At 53.7% G+C, this 17,037-nt stretch carries 14 protein-coding genes and 1 tRNA gene; 8 read left to right on the top strand and 7 right to left on the bottom strand.

The window, feature by feature from the left end:
• Positions 1–31: 31 nt before the first annotated feature.
• From Q0683_RS05785 to Q0683_RS05770, 4 genes are all read right to left on the bottom strand, one after another.
• Entirely contained in the window at positions 32–952 is a 921-nt protein-coding gene (locus Q0683_RS05785) for an NAD(+) kinase (RefSeq protein ID WP_298614922.1), read from the bottom strand.
• A 4-nt stretch (positions 953–956) separates the two neighbouring features.
• Entirely contained in the window at positions 957–2,513 is a 1,557-nt protein-coding gene (gene kaiC / locus Q0683_RS05780; protein WP_298614924.1) for a circadian clock protein KaiC, read from the bottom strand.
• Positions 2,514–2,589: 76 nt separating this feature from the next.
• The gene (gene kaiB, locus Q0683_RS05775; protein ID WP_298614926.1) at positions 2,590–2,916 is read right to left on the bottom strand and encodes a circadian clock protein KaiB; all 327 of its coding nucleotides are present in this window, start codon (positions 2,914–2,916) and stop codon (positions 2,590–2,592) included.
• 5 nt (positions 2,917–2,921) lie between these two features.
• Positions 2,922–3,773, bottom strand: a complete 852-nt coding sequence (locus Q0683_RS05770; RefSeq protein WP_298614928.1) for a circadian clock protein KaiA — start codon at positions 3,771–3,773, stop codon at positions 2,922–2,924.
• Between the two features lie 113 nt (positions 3,774–3,886).
• Here Q0683_RS05770 and Q0683_RS05765 point away from each other — a divergent pair, with 113 nt between their 5' ends.
• The gene (locus tag Q0683_RS05765; RefSeq protein ID WP_298976742.1) at positions 3,887–6,013 is read left to right on the top strand and encodes a HAMP domain-containing sensor histidine kinase; all 2,127 of its coding nucleotides are present in this window, start codon (positions 3,887–3,889) and stop codon (positions 6,011–6,013) included.
• On the opposite strand, the gene hemL is transcribed toward Q0683_RS05765, so the two are convergent.
• A complete protein-coding gene (gene hemL, locus Q0683_RS05760; protein ID WP_298614932.1) occupies positions 6,004–7,302 on the bottom strand; it encodes a glutamate-1-semialdehyde 2,1-aminomutase in 1,299 nt (432 codons plus the stop codon). The genes Q0683_RS05765 and hemL overlap by 10 nt on opposite strands.
• 235 nt (positions 7,303–7,537) lie before the next feature.
• On the opposite strand from hemL, the gene Q0683_RS05755 reads away from it, so the two are divergent.
• A complete protein-coding gene (locus tag Q0683_RS05755) occupies positions 7,538–7,765 on the top strand; it encodes a hypothetical protein (RefSeq protein WP_298614934.1) in 228 nt (75 codons plus the stop codon).
• Between the two features lie 14 nt (positions 7,766–7,779).
• Complete coding sequence (locus Q0683_RS05750; RefSeq protein ID WP_298976739.1) at positions 7,780–8,571, top strand: A24 family peptidase; 792 nt, start codon at positions 7,780–7,782, stop codon at positions 8,569–8,571.
• Here the strand turns inward: Q0683_RS05750 and Q0683_RS05745 are convergent.
• Positions 8,568–9,254 (bottom strand): hypothetical protein, encoded by a 687-nt coding sequence (locus Q0683_RS05745; protein ID WP_298976737.1) that lies wholly within the window; start codon positions 9,252–9,254, stop codon positions 8,568–8,570. The two genes, Q0683_RS05750 and Q0683_RS05745, sit on opposite strands and share 4 nt — an antisense overlap.
• A gap of 121 nt (positions 9,255–9,375) precedes the next feature.
• Here Q0683_RS05745 and alaS point away from each other — a divergent pair, with 121 nt between their 5' ends.
• The 3 genes from alaS to Q0683_RS05730 are packed head-to-tail and all read left to right on the top strand — an operon-like array spanning position 9,376 to position 15,827.
• Complete coding sequence (alaS, locus tag Q0683_RS05740; RefSeq protein WP_298614943.1) at positions 9,376–12,051, top strand: alanine--tRNA ligase; 2,676 nt, start codon at positions 9,376–9,378, stop codon at positions 12,049–12,051.
• 44 nt (positions 12,052–12,095) lie between these two features.
• Positions 12,096–13,331, top strand: a complete 1,236-nt coding sequence (locus tag Q0683_RS05735) for an LL-diaminopimelate aminotransferase (protein WP_298976733.1) — start codon at positions 12,096–12,098, stop codon at positions 13,329–13,331.
• Positions 13,332–13,334: 3 nt separating this feature from the next.
• Positions 13,335–15,827, top strand: coding sequence for an O-antigen ligase family protein (locus Q0683_RS05730; RefSeq protein ID WP_298976731.1), 2,493 nt, complete (start codon positions 13,335–13,337; stop codon positions 15,825–15,827).
• 1 nt (position 15,828) lies between these two features.
• On the opposite strand, the gene Q0683_RS05725 is transcribed toward Q0683_RS05730, so the two are convergent.
• Positions 15,829–15,902 (bottom strand) — tRNA-Met (locus tag Q0683_RS05725).
• Between the two features lie 196 nt (positions 15,903–16,098).
• Here Q0683_RS05725 and Q0683_RS05720 point away from each other — a divergent pair.
• Both Q0683_RS05720 and Q0683_RS05715 read left to right on the top strand, forming a co-directional pair.
• Entirely contained in the window at positions 16,099–16,704 is a 606-nt protein-coding gene (locus Q0683_RS05720; RefSeq protein WP_298976729.1) for a hypothetical protein, read from the top strand.
• 18 nt (positions 16,705–16,722) lie between these two features.
• Complete coding sequence (locus Q0683_RS05715; protein WP_298976727.1) at positions 16,723–16,980, top strand: hypothetical protein; 258 nt, start codon at positions 16,723–16,725, stop codon at positions 16,978–16,980.
• The last annotated feature ends 57 nt before the right edge of the window (positions 16,981–17,037 follow it).

Below are 17,037 nucleotides of genomic sequence, written 5' to 3'. Positions count from 1 at the left end.
TATAGATGTGTTGCAAGCATCCGGTTGTGATCTAATTGCGGTGGTTGTTGTGGTAGGGAATGCGTGCTCCCGCCCAAGCCAACTTCTCCCGCAGGATCTGATAAAAGGAGTAGTGATCTCGCAGGATGATAAAGCGGGCTTGACAATCGGCCATTGTCACCTGAACCCGCTGTCCCGGCCAAATAGAGGTGGCCAGTACGCCATCCATCCACAGTTTGGTATTCAAGCTGTGATCCTCCAACGGCCAAATGCTCACCGTCGAGCGGGCAGGCAAGACGATCGGGCGGCTCGACAAACTCAGGGGGCAAATGGGGGTAACCACAAGGGCTTCCATCCCCGGATGCAAAATGGGGCCGTTGGCGGCCACCGTATAGCAAGTGGAGCCGGTGGGAGTGGCCACCAGCAACCCATCCCCTTGGTACTGATCCACCACATCGCCGTCAATTTCCATTTCGAGGATGGCGGTAATCATGCGATCAGCAGAGGCGGGTTTAATGCACATTTCATTGAGGGCGTAGTAGCGATCGCCCACCACTTCAGGATGCGATTTTGACCCCTCAAAGACTTGAGCTTGCAGCATCATCCGCTGTTGCATGGCATACTCATCCCGCTCAAGGCGATCCCAAACCGCCTCCGTATCGCGAAACAGCTCCAAAGGCTCCGTCAAAAACCCCAAGTGCCCCCCCACATTCACGGCCAAAATCGGCACCCCCGCCGCCGCCAAGTGCCGTGCTGCCGCTAAGGAAGTCCCATCGCCTCCCAAAACAACAGCCAGATCAATCGGCTCAGTCACCGACGCCATAAAAACGGGGTAGGGGTTGTCTTTAGGGCCGCTCGGACCCACAAGGACGTTGGCACCCCGCTGTTGCAGTTGCCGGCAGGCGCGATCCGCCCATTCCTTGCTCTGGCGATCGCCCGCCTTGTGCACCACAATCACTTGGTTCAACTGCATGGGGCTACTCGTTTTCCAGGTTCTGCATTCCTTTGGCAATCCGTGACAACTCGGTTTTTTCGTCCACGGAAATGCGGGTGGGGGTACCGCTGATAATGCCCTCGAAATTGCGGAAAGAGTCGCGGATCTCCGCTCCCTTCTCAGTGATGACATACTCGCGGATGCCCTTATCGTGCCAAGACCCCCGCATCTTAAAGACGTTAATTGCCCGCGACATTTCCCCGCGAATTTCTACATACTGCAACAGCAAAATGGTGTCTGTAATTGTCGAAATGTGGGACTCCGTAATTGAGTTTGACCCCATAAACTGATCCGTCGTGTTGGTGAAAAAGCCCGTGATTTCCTCCTGCTTGGCAAAACCCGTAACACCGATAACAAATTGACGGAAGGCATTATTGCTCACCCCCCGTGCTAAAGCAGATAGGGAGTCAATGGCCACCCGCGACGGCTTAAAGTCAGCAATCTCGGATTTAATAATCTGCAAGTGATCCTCTAGGCCCGCCGACTCTGGATAGGCGCAGATAATCCGCAGGAGACCCCGCCGCTCTAGCTCCTCAAAATCAATGCCCCAAGAGGAGGCATTTCGCGACAACTGCGCCCGCGACTCTTCATAGGCAAACAGCAGTGCCCGTTCGCCCTGTTGGCACCCCGTTTCCAGAAACTTGCTCACCAAAAGTGTTTTACCTGTGCCGGTTGCTCCTGTGGCCAAAATAATTGAATCTTTGAAAAATCCACCGCCACACATTTCGTCGAGGGTTTTAACCCCAGAGGAGACCCGCACATTCGAGGAGCGTTGGGTCAGACGCATGGCTCCCAAGGGGAAGATATTGATGCCATTGTTAATCGTAAAGGGATATTCCCCCTTCATGTGGGTCGTGCCCCGCAGCTTGAGAATTTCAACGGTACGCCGCCGCCGTTCCCCCTCAAGGACATTGCGCAAAATCACCACATTGTCGGAAACAAACTCTTCGACACCAAACCGCGCCACAGGGCCATACTCATCCACCCGCTCGGTGGTCATGATTGTGGTCACCCCCAACTGTTTAAGGCGGAATGCCAAGCGGAAGATTTCCCGTCGCACCACTGAAGCCGCATCATACTGCTGGAAAACAGCCGTCACCGAATCAATGGAGACGCGGGTGGCTTTGTATTTGCGAATGGCATACTGGATGCGCTCAATGAGCGCCGACAGATCAAAATCTCCCGCCACCTCTTGACCATCGGGATCCGGCGAGGCATCGAGGATAAACAGCTTCCCTTGATCAATAAGACTTTGGAGATTCCAGCCAAAGCTGAGGGCGTTTTTGATAATGTCTTGGGGAGACTCCTCAAAGGTGACAAAAATACCTGCTTCATTAAAAATCGTGATGCCATTATAAAGAAATTGCACCGCAAAAAGGGTCTTTCCGGTTCCTGAGGTACCGCTGACCAAGGTGGTGCGTCCTTGGGGGAGTCCGCCATGGCTAATGTCGTCAAATCCCTCGATCATTGTGGGGATTTTCTTTACTTCCGCAGGAGACTGCCCAGGGGTGCTTAACTGACTTTCTGGTAGGTTCGTCATAGAAGAGTTTTAGACCGAGTATTCTGCAAAAAATTCCAAAACGTTATTCTAAACTGAAGTATTCTAACCACTGTGCCTATTCCAGTCCAAGTTCGTCGTCGGACTGCTCCCCAATCTCTTCGTACAGCAAGTCGAGGCCGATAAGCACCTTTTCACGGTTGGATAAATCACCAATGATACGGCGTACCGGTGGGGGTAAGACTTTGGCGAGGGTTGGGGTAGCCAGAATTTTATCCTCCTCGGCCAATTGGGGGTTTTTGAGGACATCAATCACTTTCAGGGCATAGACACCCTTAAACTCTTTTTCCAGAATGTTGTTGAGGGTTTTTAGGGCCCGCACGGAGTTGGGGGTATTGCCGGCCACGTAGAGCTTGAGAACGTAGGTTTTCCGCAGAGGAGTCATAGGGGTTACACCTCACGCGGAATGGAGCGACGATACATTTCGCATAGATGGGCGATGACATCAATCAGTGTCAGGCGATAATCGAGCAAAATGTCCTCACTGCGACCTTCCAGTTTAAGCTGCTTAGAAAAATTATCCATGAGTTCAACGTGAATCTCTAGGACTTGGGAGACGGAAATATCGGCAAAGAATGCTTTACTCACAAATTCGTCAATGCGCTCATTGACTTTGGCATCAGTATTAAAGTATTCAAGAACAATGGTACGGTAGATCGAGCGTAATTCGTCGAGGAGCTTGCGCCTATCGGCGGGGGACATGCGACGGAAGAAGAAGGCGGTATCCCGCTTGTAATAAACCCCCAGGTAGCCGAGTCGCTCTTTTAACTTTTGGGAGAGACGGTGCTGGGGATCGAGGTTCCCACTGTCTTTAAGAGCGGGCATGCGAAACATGACGTGGGGAGGAACAGCACACCCTGGACAGAGCTTTACAAATCCAGTAATCGCCTCTTCAATTTGCTGGTTAAGCTGTTGCAGCTGATCGGTGGTGAGAATGACTTCGGCTATGTGGTAGTGGGGGCCAGGGGGTGGGGAAGACGGTGCCGCAGGAAAAATCAGGATGGCAGGCAACAGCGTGGCGCTGTGGTGAAGATACGTAATGATTTGCGGCGTGCCCTCTCCCCATTCTAAAATTAAACAAGCAATACTATTTCGTCGTTGCTCTAAATAGGTGCAAAACTCCCTCTCATTGGAAAAGTAAACAAGCTCATCAATGTCGGACTTATGCAAACGTACCAGTTCTTGGCCAATAGCGGGCGAGTAAACTAAGCCACAGATTGTTAATGCGGTTGACTGCGCCACGGGCTTTCAAGACTTGAGTTTGCATCTGATAGCATCCTATCATCTTCTCGCGGGTGGTGGCAGTGTTTTCTGAAGGAGTGTTGCCATTTCATCATGCCCCATAGGAATGATTGATGGATTCCCTATTCTTAGCGTCCTTTGCTCAACCCTCCCCAGCAGTGGCGGCAACTGCTTGTCTGAGGGAGGTGTATCAGCGCTGGCAAGAAACCCTTGCAGAGGCGATCGTCATTGTTGATGAGCAGCAAGCTCCCCTGGGGGTGGTGCAGGGGTGGCGGTTGGCGTTAAGTTTGGAGCGGGAAGAGCAGCTAGCCGATTTAGTGGTGGGTAGGGTAACAGCTTCTTGGCGATCGCCGGTGGTGGTGGTACCCGCCGCGTGGACGCTCTTGCAGTTTCAGGGATGGTTGCGCAGCCAAGCCCAGATGCCAGCCTATGTTGCGGTCGTGGATGCAGCGGGTTCCTTTTTGGGACTGCTAGATCAGCAAAAGTTACTGCATTACTGGGCCTGCCAGCCCCCTTTGCCGTGGCTGGAGGTGATTGAACAATTGCCGTTGCCGATCCAAATTCAAAACGCTCAAGGCAGCGTCATTTGGCACAATTGTGCTTGGGCAGAACACTTCACGGATTTTTTGCCTCTTGTACAACCCAAATTTGAGGGTTTGAATTGTCAGACCCTAGAAGGGCGATCGCTCTGGCAAGTGTGTTCGTTTCCTTTGCATCTCACCTCCTTAGAATCGGGTCAAGCTGAGGGCAATGTAGCGGTGGCCAGCGATCGCTATTGGCTCTTTTTTGCCCAACGGTGGCCAGAGGTTGATTCGACGACTCCCACCCGCTTGTACCAACTGCGTCTGCATCAGCAAAAACGCCTGCTTCTCGGCTTGGGGCATGAACTCAAAAACCCCCTCACGGCGATTCTCAGTCTTACCCAACTCCTGTGGCAGCACCCTCTGCCGGCACAAGAGGAGTACCTTGCCCTGATTCAACGCAGCGGCTGGCAAATGAATCGCCTGATTCAGGCGTGGCAGGACTACACCCGTGCCCTCTGGGGTGAGTTGGAATTGCAGTGGGAAACCGTGGAACTGGCCAGCCTGTGGTTGCGATCGCAGGAATTGGCGGAGCATCTGTATGGCCCGAACATTTCCCGTTGGCAATGGCAAATTGAGGTTCCCCTCAGCAACCTGTACCTCTATGGGGATACGCTACGGCTACGGCAGATTTTTGCCCACCTTCTAGGGTGGCTGATGCTCTTTCCCAGCGATCGCTATGGGCTGCGCCTGAGTCGCTGGCAAAATTGGCTGGTTCTACAACTGTGGGAAGAAGGACGCGGCATTCCTCTGAAGGATCACGAGCGCCTGCTGCACGAATGTCTCGAGGACTACGCCGAAGTAACCATGGGGCTGATGCTGGCGCGCCAACTTTGTCGGCTGCACAGTGGTGAGCTTTCTTTTATCGCCCAACCTGACGATTCCAGTGAATGGACAGTGCTACTGCCCTTTGCTGAGGAACTTCCCCCTGAGTTGCCCACTGTGGCTCAATTGATCCTTTTGGTCAGTAATGATGCCCCATGGATTATGAAGACCACTGCTGCCTTGCGACACAATCACTACGGCTATATCATCGCTCGCCATCCCCTTGAAGCCCTTGATAAGGTGGAACAACTGCAACCCACAGCAATTGTTGTACGCCCCGCCAGCAGTCTCATCTTGGCCGATGTGGTTGAGACTCTTGCCACCAGCTCCTTCACTGCAACTGTACCTTTAATCATCTTGTCCGATGAAGCGATTCCCTTGGGCTTGACTGGTTTTGTCCAACGGTTGCCCTTGAATAGCCATCCGAGTCTGCTGATTGATGTCCTTGATCGCTGGTGCTTTCCCCGCTTGGCGCCACCAGCCCCAAAAGTATCATTCGGGCCTCCCCTGCCCAATCAAACGGTGCTCCGCCTTGGTTTAGGTCACGAGATCAACTTACCCCACCTGCGACTGCTCGAAGCAGAAGATCTTGAACAGGCCGACCTCTTGGTGGAGATTTGGCAGCCCGATGCTTTGATTTGGGATTTACCCGCTGACGAAGTTGCCCATCTAAAAAATCACCCCAAACTGCGAGCACTCCCCATAATTACCTTGGCCGAAGACAGCAGCCGCGCGATTCATGACTTGGGGGATGTCATGGTCTTTCCCTGCCTCAACCTTGAGGATTTAATGGAGGTGGTGCTCCTTGCAGCCACCGTCAAACCTCAAAGCTGACTCAATACTGTCCGCGCTGCCGCAATGGTGCGTTCAATATCTGCCTCGGTATGGGCAAGGGAGGTAAAGCCGGCTTCAAACTGGGACGGCGCCAGATAAATCCCCTGCTCCAGCATGCCGCGATGGAAGGCGGCAAACTTTTTCAAGTCAGACCGCTTGGCTTGCTCATAGTTGGTCACCGGCCCAGCAGTGAAAAAGAAACCAAACATGCCGCTGATGTGGCCACCACACACCTCGTGGCCAAATTCCCGTGCCGCCTCTAACAATCCCTGCACCAGCTTGCCCGTAATCCGATCCAGTTGTTCATAGGTGCCGGGGCGGCTAAGGATTTCTAGGGTTTTGATTCCTGCCGTCATTGCCAGGGGATTGCCGGAAAGGGTACCCGCTTGATACACCGGCCCTGCCGGCGCCACCATCTTCATAATGTCAGCACGACCCCCATAGGCACCTACCGGCAGGCCACCGCCAATCACTTTTCCGAGGGTAGTGAGATCCGGTGTGACGCCAAATTTTTCTTGAGCGCCCCCATAGGCAATGCGAAAGCCTGTCATTACTTCATCAAACACCAACAGGGCGCCGTACTGATTTGTGAGTTCCCGCAGCCCTTCGAGAAAGCCGGCATCCGGGGGAATAAAGCCGGCGTTGCCGACCACAGGTTCAAGGATCACACCCGCAATGTCATCGGGATACTGTTCAAAGAGGCGACTAACCGCTTCGAGATCGTTGTAGGGTGCTGTCAATGTGGCCGCGGTGGTGGCTTTCGGCACGCCGGGGGAGTCGGGTAAGCCTAGGGTGGCCACCCCAGAGCCTGCTTTGACCAAGAACATATCGGCATGGCCGTGGTAGCAGCCTTCAAATTTGATCACTTTTTCCCGCTGGGTATAGGCACGCATGAGCCGCAGCACTGCCATACAGGCTTCGGTGCCGGAGTTCACAAAGCGCACCATCTCCACACTGGGAACAGCGGCAATCACCATTTCCGCCAAGATATTCTCCAGCACACAGGGGGCGCCAAAGCTGGTTCCCTTTTCAAGGGCAGCATGGAGAGCGTTAATCACTTCGGGATGGGCATGGCCGACGATCGCAGGCCCCCACGACCCCACATAGTCAATGTATTGGTTGCCATCCACATCCCAAATATGGGCACCCTTGACATGATCAAAGACAATGGGTTGGCCGCCGACGGACTTAAAGGCACGCACGGGTGAACTGACGCCACCGGGCATGAGTTTTTGGGCAGCGGCAAAAATTTCTTGGGATTTTGTAGTTTGAAGAACGGTCGTGGTCAACGTCAACTCCCTCAAGCATTGGCGTGCTCAAAGTATTATAGGCAATTCTTCTGCCCCTTAACCCTAGAAGTACACATGTTGCAATTTTTTACGCATAGGCAGTGGCGATCGCGCCCGCCGTACTTGGCAAGGGAGAACGACTTTTGCATAGGTAGGGCGCTTGGCGAGAACTGATGATTGGCTCAAAACCCAGCATTACTGTTTCTGATTGTTCGATTGCCGAGGAGTGAGGCTCATGCCAGTTTTACCAACTATGGAAACCGTTGATACTCCCCTACTAGCCACTGCTCAATCCATCTATAATCTCTACCAGCAGGTTCATGGGGCGAAAACGGTGCCTGCGGGTGTGGTTGTTAATCGGCAAACCCTGCGGGGCTATGTGCTGTTTACTAGTCAGCCGGTGCTGCTGCCCCAAGAATGCTTTATTCCCTATGATCATCTGCCGGAAGTGACACGCCTATAACTGCACTGACTGTTTTGACCTTTGCCAGCTACTGCCTTGTCTTTGCCCTTGGCGCAGCGGTGGGGAGCTTTCTTAATGTGGTAATCTACCGTGTACCAAGGGGGCGATCGCTCCTGTATCCGCCGTCTCGCTGTCCTATCTGTTTGACAACGCTCAAGCCTTGGGACAATATTCCGGTTTTGGGCTGGTTCTTCCTGCGGGGGCAATGTCGCTACTGCCATGCGCCCATCTCTTGGCGGTATCCGGCAATTGAACTGTTGACGGCGCTGCTGTACGTCCTGATTTTCGCGGTGAGTGGTTGGCAAATCGAAACCCCTGTGCTTTGGCTATTGAGCGCATGGCTACTGGCCTTGGCTTTGATTGATCTAGACACGATGACGCTGCCCCATCCTCTCACCAAATGGGGGTTGATTGTCGGCTTGTTAGTCAGAGGGTTAACGACAGGTCTCGGCGGACTCACGGAGGGGATCATTGCGGCAGTGATCGGCATTTGGCTCTTTGATCTAATCCGCTGGGGGGGCGCGATCGCCCTAGGTCAGGAGGTCATGGGGGGAGGGGATGGTAAACTGGCAGCCATGATCGGCGCCTGGTTGGGCTGGCGAGGGTTGCTCGTCACCTTTTTCTTGGCCTGTGCCCTCGGCGGCCTGATGGGTGGACTGGGGATTGCCCTAGGGTGGATTCAACGTCGGCAACCCATTCCCTTTGGCCCGTTTTTAGCAGTGGCTGCTATTCTCAGTGCTCTCTTTGGCCAGCAATTAATTCGCCTTTACTTCAAAATCTTTTTGCCGGGTGTATTTGTTCCCTAAGCTCTGTCAAAGAAAGATAACTTCACTAGGTAAGCTAGAATTGCCCCCACAAGGGCTACGATAAATCCCCATAGACGCGCATCCACCACCCGCTGGCGATCGCTGAGATCAATCACTTTGTCATCTAACGCCTTCAGTTCAGCACGCACCAACTGAATCTGTCCCTTGAGGTCGGTATCAACAGCTTTTACCTCTGCACGTACTGACTGAATATCCTCCTTTAGCTCAGTACGGATGGCTTGAGCCTCTGTGCGCACTAACTGAATATCCTGCTTCAGTTCGGTATGCACCGCCTGAATTTGTTCCTTGAGCCGAGTGTCAATTGCTTGCACCTCTGCACGCACTGATTGAATATCTTGCTTTAGCTCAGCGTGAACTGACTGGATTTCTTCCTTTAGCTCAGTGCGAACCGACTGAATCTCCTCCTTTAGCTCGGTGCGAACGGATTGAATCTCTTGCTTCAGCTCGGCACGAAATCCTTGTACCTCTGCCTTAAGTTCAGCCCGGACAGTATTGATCCTTTCCTCTAGGGTGTTGAATTTTTCATTGGTAGTTGCTTGATTGGTTTTAACTTCAAGGGTTAATTCATAGATCTGGGTCTGCATCGCCCTCATGTCAGCGCGCATTCCTCTAATTTCGTCGAGGATTTGACCCAGTTCAGAACGGGTAGCTGGCTCAGTCATGGCGCCTTGTGCAAATCTTCCCTAGGGATGGCCTTACTCCTAGAGTACAATCCAGTATGATGAAATAGTGTCTTTGCCGGCCTCTTGGCTGTTTGTTGCGCTCCGTTGAGACCTTGCTCCAATGACCTCGTCTCCCTCTGCGTCGGCGAAAAACGCCCTCACAGGTGATCAAATTCGCCAGAAGTTTCTTGATTTCTATGCCGCCAAAGGGCACACGATTTTACCCAGCGCCTCACTGATTCCCGAAGATCCGACGGTGCTGTTAACGATCGCCGGCATGCTCCCCTTCAAGCCGATTTTCCTGGGTCAAGAAGCACCGAAATTCCCTCGTGTCACTACTGCTCAAAAATGTCTGCGCACCAATGACATTGAAAATGTTGGTCGCACGGCTCGCCACCACACCTTTTTTGAAATGTTGGGCAATTTTAGCTTTGGGGACTATTTCAAGGCGGAGGCGATTACGTGGGCCTGGGAACTGATGACCACGGTCTATGGTTTACCCCCTGAACGGCTGTTGGTGAGTGTTTTTGAAAGTGATGATGAGGCCTATGAGATTTGGCATTGCCAAGTGGGCTTGCCCAAGGAGCGCATCCAGCGCATGGGCGAGGAGAGCAACTTTTGGACGGCTGGGCCAACGGGTCCCTGTGGCCCCTGTTCTGAGATTTACTACGACTTCTATCCCGAAAAGGGGCTAGGTGCCGTTAATCTCGATGACGATCGCCGGTTTATTGAACTCTACAACTTGGTGTTCATGGAGTTCAACCAAGACGATCAAGGGCGCCGCACTCCCCTCAAAGCAAAAAACATTGATACCGGTATGGGCTTGGAGCGTATGGCCCAAGTTCTCCAAGGGGTACCCAACAACTACGAAACAGATTTAATTTTCCCGATTATTGAGGCGGCAGCGCAGCGAGCCGGCGTGGACTACCGCAAGGCCAATGCTAGAACCAAAACTTCCCTCAAGGTCATCGGCGATCATACCCGTGCAGTGGTGCATCTCATTGCCGATGGCGTCACCGCCAGTAATGTGGGGCGGGGCTATGTGCTGCGGCGGTTAATTCGGCGCATTGTTCGCCATAGTCGGCTGTTGGGGATCAATGAACGAGTGACCCCTGCTCTGGCTCAAGTGGCGATTGATCTGGCTGCCCATGTCTATCCCAATGTGCGGGAGCGCCAAGGGGTGATTCTCAGCGAACTGCAACGGGAGGAAGAGCAGTTTCTCAAAACCTTGGATCGAGGTGAGAAGCTCTTGGCGGAAATGCTGGCTCCCCTGAAGAGGGCTAAGGGTAAAAAACGAGCGCAAGCCCAGCTTGCGGGGCAGGATGCTTTTCTTCTTTTTGACACCTATGGCTTTCCCTTGGAGTTGACCCAAGAAATTGCAGCCGAACAGGGGATTAGCGTGGATGTGGCTGAGTTTGAAGCCTGTATGGCCAAGCAGCGGCAACGTTCCCAAGCCGCCCACGAAACTATTGATATTACAGTGCAAGAGGGGATTGACTCCCTAGCGGATCAACTGCATCCGACGCAGTTTCGCGGCTATGACGAGTTTAGTTTAACCACGACAGTAACAGCGATTTTGCTGGGTGGCCATCCAGTCACCACGGCAACGGCAGGGACAGAGGTGCAGGTCATCCTTGAGGAAACCCCCTTCTATGCTGAATCCGGCGGTCAAATTGGGGATCGCGGTTACCTTGCCAGCGGTGAAACCCTTGTGCAAATTCACGATGTCCAAAAGCAAAAGGAATTGTTTGTCCACTATGGCAAAGTGGAGCGCGGCAGCCTTACGGTGGGCGATCGCGTCACTGCCCAAATTGATCTCAGTTGTCGGCGGCGAGTTCAAGCGCACCACACGGCGACTCACCTGTTACAGGCAGCTCTGAAAAAGCTAATTGATGAAAACATTTCCCAAGCAGGATCCCTAGTGGCCTTTGATCGGCTGCGGTTTGACTTTAACTGCCCCCGTCCCCTCACGCCCGAAGAACTGCAACAAATTGAAGATCAAATCAACACTTGGATTAGCGAAAGCCACCCCACCTGCACCAGTATCATGCCACTCCCGGAAGCCAAGGCCAAAGGCGCGATCGCCATGTTTGGTGAGAAATACGGTGAGCAGGTGCGCGTCCTCGACATTCCAGGGGTCTCTATGGAACTCTGCGGTGGCACCCATGTCCACAACACCGCTGAAATTGGTCTTTTTAAGATCATCAGTGAAAGTGGGGTGGCCGCCGGCATTCGTCGCATTGAAGCCATTGCCGGACCGGCGGTGCGAGACTATCTACAACAGCGCGACAGCATTGTCCGCCACCTGTGCGATCGCTTCAAAGCCAAGCCAGAAGAGGTTCTCGATCGCATCGGTCAACTGCAAGCGGAACTCAAAACCCAGCAAAAGGAACTGGAACACCTCAAAGCTGAACTGGCTCTCGCCAAAACCCAAGCTCTTTTGGAACAAGTCAAATCCGTGGGGAATACCTCCCTACTTGCCGCCACCTTGGCAGGCGTGGATCCCCAAGGACTGAAAACTGCTGCCGAATGGCTGCTCAATAAGCTGGGCAGTGGTGTTGTAGTTTTGGCTACTCAACTCACCTCGGAGAAGGTGAATCTGTTAGTGGCCGCCAGTCAGGATGTAGTGCAACGGGGAGTCCATGCTGGCCAATTGGTGGCAGAGCTTGCCCAAGTCTGCGGTGGACGCGGTGGCGGGCGCCCCAACTTTGCCCAGGCGGGGGGATCCCAACCCGAAAAATTGCCCGCAGTGCTGGAACTTGCCCAATCTCGGCTCAAAGGACTTCTCGAATCCTGATCAAATCCTGATATAGTGACCTTCTGTTCTCACGCAACCGCACTATGGCCCTTGTCAACACAAACTATCTCAAACTCAAGGCAGGGTATCTCTTTCCAGAAATTGCCCGCCGTGTGAATCAATTCTTGGAAACTCATCCTGACGCACCGTTAATTCGCCTAGGAATCGGTGATGTCACTGAACCCCTGCCGGCAGCCTGTCGGGAAGCCATGATTCAAGCCGTTCAGGAAATGGGCGATCGCGCCACGTTCAAAGGCTATGGCCCGGAGCAGGGCTATCCTTGGCTGCGGGAAAAAATTGCCGCCCATGATTTTCAAGCCCGCGGCTGCGACATTGATGCCAGTGAAATCTTTATCTCCGATGGCTCCAAGTGTGATACGGCCAACATTCTCGACATCTTTGGCGAGGGTAACCGCATTGCCGTTACAGACCCTGTCTATCCCGTCTATGTAGATACCAATGTAATGGCGGGGCACACGGGGGAAGCCAATGAACGGGGCGAGTATGCTGGACTTATCTATTTGCCCATTACCGCTGAAAACAATTTCACAGCCAGCCTGCCCCAAGAACCTGTGGATTTAATCTATCTCTGTTTCCCCAACAATCCCACCGGTGCTGTGGCGACGCGCGAGCATTTACAGACGTGGGTGGACTATGCCCGTGCCCACAAGGCCATTATTTTCTTTGATGCCGCCTACGAAGCCTTTATTACTGATCCGTCAATTCCCCACTCCATCTATGAAATCCCCGGTGCCCGTGAGTGCGCCATTGAATTTCGCTCCTTCTCAAAAAATGCTGGCTTTACGGGAACCCGCTGTGCTTTTACTGTCGTGCCCAAGGCTCTTAGGGGGCACACCCCCAGTGGGGACGCGGTAGAACTCTGGTCGCTGTGGCAGCGGCGGCAATCCACCAAGTTCAATGGGGTGTCCTACATTGTGCAGCGGGGCGCCGAGGCGGTGTATTCCGCAGCCGGTCAAGCCCAAGTGCGGGAATTGGTGGCCTTTTATATGGAAAACGCGCGTCTGATTCGCGAAAAACTCACCCAAGCCGGCTTTGAAGTCTATGGTGGGGTCAATGCCCCCTACGTTTGGCTAAAAACCCCCCAAGGCATGGGCAGTTGGGACTTTTTTGATAAGTTGCTGCACACCTGCTATGTCGTGGGTACTCCCGGCGCCGGGTTTGGGGCAGCGGGCGAAGGTTACTTGCGGCTCTCTGCCTTTAATAGCCGCGACAATGTGGTTGAAGCCATGGCGCGGATTGAGCAGATGTGGCGGGGATAGTCCATGGCAGCAGAGCGAGCCATTCGGCAAGAGGGAGTTCTCTTAGCCCTCCTGACAGCAGCGGGGTATGTTCTCTTTACTTTGTTGCCCAATAGCCACAGCCTCATGACTACTTGGCCGTGGATGCTGCTGTGGCAAGCCGCCGTCGGTGCGCCGTTGCTCTGGTTACTTTACTTTTTTGCCTATCAACGTCGCTTACCCCCCCTTGGCAATGGGATCGATGGCGTAGTCGGTCTGCTATTGCTAGGGTTGGTGGTTTCGATTCCCTTTAGCCGCTTTTCGCAGCAAGCCCTCTGGTACAGTTGGGCAGCCCTAGGGGGGTTGGCCGTCCTCTATCCCCTCAGCAGTTGGTTGCGCACCCCCGAACGTCGGCGCCGCTGCCTCTACTTTCAAGGGTATGTGGTGGCTGCTCTCATTGTGCTCAGTGCTGGCCTTTGGCTGGGGAGAGAAATTCTGCCATCACTGTGGCAGGGCACATTGGTCTTTGATCCAAATGGGCTAGAGTTTCGCAATGGGGAGCCGTTTGGCCATCAAAACTACCTTGCCGGCTATCTGCTTTTGGGATTGCCCCTGCTGGCGCTATTGGCTTGGACTGCGCCCCCTCAGACCCCTTGGTGGCGATCGCGCCCCTTTTGGCTCGGAACCTTGATCTTGGGGCTTGTGGATTTGTACACCACCTTTTCCCGCGGCGCGGCCTTGAGTGTTCTGCTCACGGCAATTCCCTTGGCTTGGCTGGGGTTGAAGGGCAACCGCTGGCGGCGCTCTGGGCTGTGGATCGCCCTCGCATTGGGAAGTGCTGCTGTCTTGGCCATTGCCAATGAACGATTGCGCCAGACGGTACTGAGTCTATGGCGGGGGGAAGCAGGGGGAGAAATGGCCTATCGCTGGATCACCCACCTCACTGCTTGGGAAATGGGCAAAGCGCATCCTTGGACTGGCCAAGGCTTGGGGAGTGTGCCGCTTCTTTACCAAGCTTACCGTCCCGACTGGGCAGGGGAGGAAGCAGCATGGATTTATCAACTCCATAGCACACCAGCGCAACTGTGGGCAGAACTAGGGATTTGGGGCATTGGCGCTTGGCTTTTGGCCATTGGCCTTCTGGGTTACTGGACCCTGCGGTATCGCCGTTGGCTGGTTCCTCTGGCCACCGAAGATCAACAATTGGCTCTCACCCTGCTGGGGGCGCTCTGGGCCTATGGGCTATTTAGCCTGAGTGATTTTCAAGTGGACAATGTGGGGATTGCTGGGTTATTGGCCACAGAAGTTGCCCTTCTAGCTGCACTGCTGCGCACGGGGCAAGGCCAAGCCCCTCAAGGGCGTCTGTTGCCGCGCTACACTTTGCCCTTAGTTGCCCTAGGCTTGGTAGGCATTATTGCGATGGGCGTTTGGCTTGCCCCCATTCACCGCGCCCGTGCCCTCAGCAGCGAAGGATTCTGGGCATTGGCCATGCGGCCTGTGCAATGGCAACGCTTTACGGAGTTCCTCTTTCGCGCCCAAGAACTGGTGCCTTGGGAACCTTTTTACCCCCTACAGTTGGGCTGGAATTACGGCCATCGCGGCTTCCAAACGGCCAATCCGTCAGCTCAAGCCAATCTGTTCCAGACGGCGGTTGCCGAACTCGAAAAAGCTGCCGATCGCGCCCCTGCCCTTGAGTTTGTGCACACCTGCCTAGGCTGGCTGTATTGGCAGCAGCGACGCTGGCCCCTAGCGGCTTCCCACTTTGTCCAAGCAATTGAACTCAATGGCCCGCAGCCGGGAAACTTTTTGGGTCTTGGCTTGAGCCTTCTTGCCCAAGGGGAGGAGTCCCAGGCCATTGATGCCTTCACTTTGGAAATTCTCACTTTTCCCCACGTGAGCACCAGTCCCTTTTGGCGATCGCCCCTCCTAGCGCCCCACTACCCAAAAGTTCTAGAGCAGGCCAAACAGCGCTATGCTGCCCTAGAGCAAACCCTTGCCCCCCATCGTGCAGCGGCTAGTTACGCCCGCCAAGTGCATGGCCTTCTGGCTTGGTGGCAGGGGGACTGGTCAACCGCAGCGCCGCGCCTACCGCTAAATCTCCAACCCGCCCTTTTGGCTTTACAAAACCCCACAGCAGGCACCGATTCCCTACCCCGGTCGCTGCAACAATTTCTTGAGGGGTGGCGTCAGCCGGCAAAACGCGCCCAATTGTGGGCCAGTCTTTGGCAAGGAGAGCAGCTCACCGCAATGCTCCGTTCTAGCGAGGGCATTTCACCCACGACAACCCCACTGGCGTGGCTGCGATCTCAAGCACCGGCCAGAGCGATTCAATTTGAGCGGGTCGGCTTTAACTTGAATATGCGCCATGCCTTTGGCTCGGTACCGGTGGACTTCTACCGCGAGCTGCGCAATTTGCCCTTGACAACACTGTTCCCAGACCTCTGGCCGTCACGAGGCTTCCTTCCAGCGCTGGAAAAAGCCCTTCTCGAAGACCGCCAAAGACTTTTTAGGAGTCTTGCTCTACCGACAGAAAAGTGAATGGCGGGGCATGGATTTGAACCATGGACCTTCGGGTTATGAGCCCGACGAGCTACCAGACTGCTCTACCCCGCGTTACCTCAGCTTATCTAAATTAGCGTATAAGTTAGAGGATTGGCAAGCGATCGCAAAAAGATTGATAAAACTTTATCAAAATGTTCGGTTTTTTGGGGGTGCACTGTAACCGTCTTTACCTGACATCATTGCGAAACGCAAGTATAAAGAAAGTATTAAAAATTTACTGCCACCAGCTAAGCTTACCCCTTCAGCCATGCTACTCCCTCCTCTTCTTCTAGATGCCCTGAGAGACATTTGTCAGCGTCGAGGCTCAGCCCTTGCCGTGAGTCCGCTGAGAAGTGAAAATCAACTTCTTCTGCTGGTTGAGACACTCCCTGAAGCCACCCGTGTAACCCTAGAAACATTGCTCATGTCCTACTGTCGGACTAGAGCGTCTCTACCCGTAAACTTTGCTTACCTCTTGGCACTGGAGACTGCAATCTTGTCTCTCATTGGACTTATTCCATCCAAGTCCATCTCACCCGAATTTCCCGGTTGGAGCAAATTACAGGAATACCTTCCATGGTTCAGAAAAGCCAGTCAAATTGCCCAGAATCATCTAGATTGCGCCCTTGTGCGTAACTATTGGTTGATTACTCGCCCCACCAATCCTTGGCTGCGTACCCTGCGGGTAGAGCTATTCTACAACGAACAACTGACGGCCGGCGATCGCTCCCTCAACGCGGAGCAGCAGAACCTGCTACTGAGATGGCTAGAGCAATTTGTGCTTTACTGTAGTCGCCTTGTCCCCACATTCCCAGCAGAGGTGGTCGCAGCGGGAATTCCTATCCCTCCTCAGTTACGATCAACAGCGGCTTAGTTGACCTACCAAGGCGAAATGGAAACGAAGCTACAACAACTCGGTGCCCAACTTGACCAACTCAAGGCAAAGGCCAATCAAGCCGGTGAAGATATCAAGGTGGATATGGAGGCCAAAATTGAAGCTCTGAAGGCCAAACGAGATGAAATTACCCAACAATTGGCTGCTCTCAAAGAAGCCGGCGATGATGCTTGGGAGTCGCTCAAAGTAGGGTTCCAAAGTGCTTGGGATGAGTTGAGCAAGGCTTTTGAGGAAGCAGCCAGTAAGGGCGCATAATTGTTTGTCTTTAATTGTTTTCTGAGTGCCAGCCCTCAATAGTGACATCCACGCGAT

It is taken from the genome of uncultured Thermosynechococcus sp. (genome assembly GCF_938074695.1).
GTDB lineage: Bacteria > Cyanobacteriota > Cyanobacteriia > Thermosynechococcales > Thermosynechococcaceae > Thermosynechococcus.
Note: the sequence above shows the minus strand (reverse complement) of the source record. Positions and strands in the feature narration are given on the sequence as shown.

Coding starts and splice junctions, on each gene's coding strand:
- kaiB (WP_298614926.1), bottom strand. CDS start 2,916: ATGACTCCTCTGCGGAAAACCTACGTTCTCAAGCTCTACGTGGCCGGC.
- Q0683_RS05715 (WP_298976727.1), top strand. CDS start 16,723: ATGGAAACGAAGCTACAACAACTCGGTGCCCAACTTGACCAACTCAAG.
- alaS (WP_298614943.1), top strand. CDS start 9,376: ATGACCTCGTCTCCCTCTGCGTCGGCGAAAAACGCCCTCACAGGTGAT.
- Q0683_RS05745 (WP_298976737.1), bottom strand. CDS start 9,254: ATGACTGAGCCAGCTACCCGTTCTGAACTGGGTCAAATCCTCGACGAA.
- kaiC (WP_298614924.1), bottom strand. CDS start 2,513: ATGACGAACCTACCAGAAAGTCAGTTAAGCACCCCTGGGCAGTCTCCT.
- Q0683_RS05720 (WP_298976729.1), top strand. CDS start 16,099: ATGCTACTCCCTCCTCTTCTTCTAGATGCCCTGAGAGACATTTGTCAG.
- Q0683_RS05730 (WP_298976731.1), top strand. CDS start 13,335: ATGGCAGCAGAGCGAGCCATTCGGCAAGAGGGAGTTCTCTTAGCCCTC.
- Q0683_RS05785 (WP_298614922.1), bottom strand. CDS start 952: ATGCAGTTGAACCAAGTGATTGTGGTGCACAAGGCGGGCGATCGCCAG.
- Q0683_RS05755 (WP_298614934.1), top strand. CDS start 7,538: ATGCCAGTTTTACCAACTATGGAAACCGTTGATACTCCCCTACTAGCC.
- Q0683_RS05765 (WP_298976742.1), top strand. CDS start 3,887: ATGGATTCCCTATTCTTAGCGTCCTTTGCTCAACCCTCCCCAGCAGTG.
- Q0683_RS05735 (WP_298976733.1), top strand. CDS start 12,096: ATGGCCCTTGTCAACACAAACTATCTCAAACTCAAGGCAGGGTATCTC.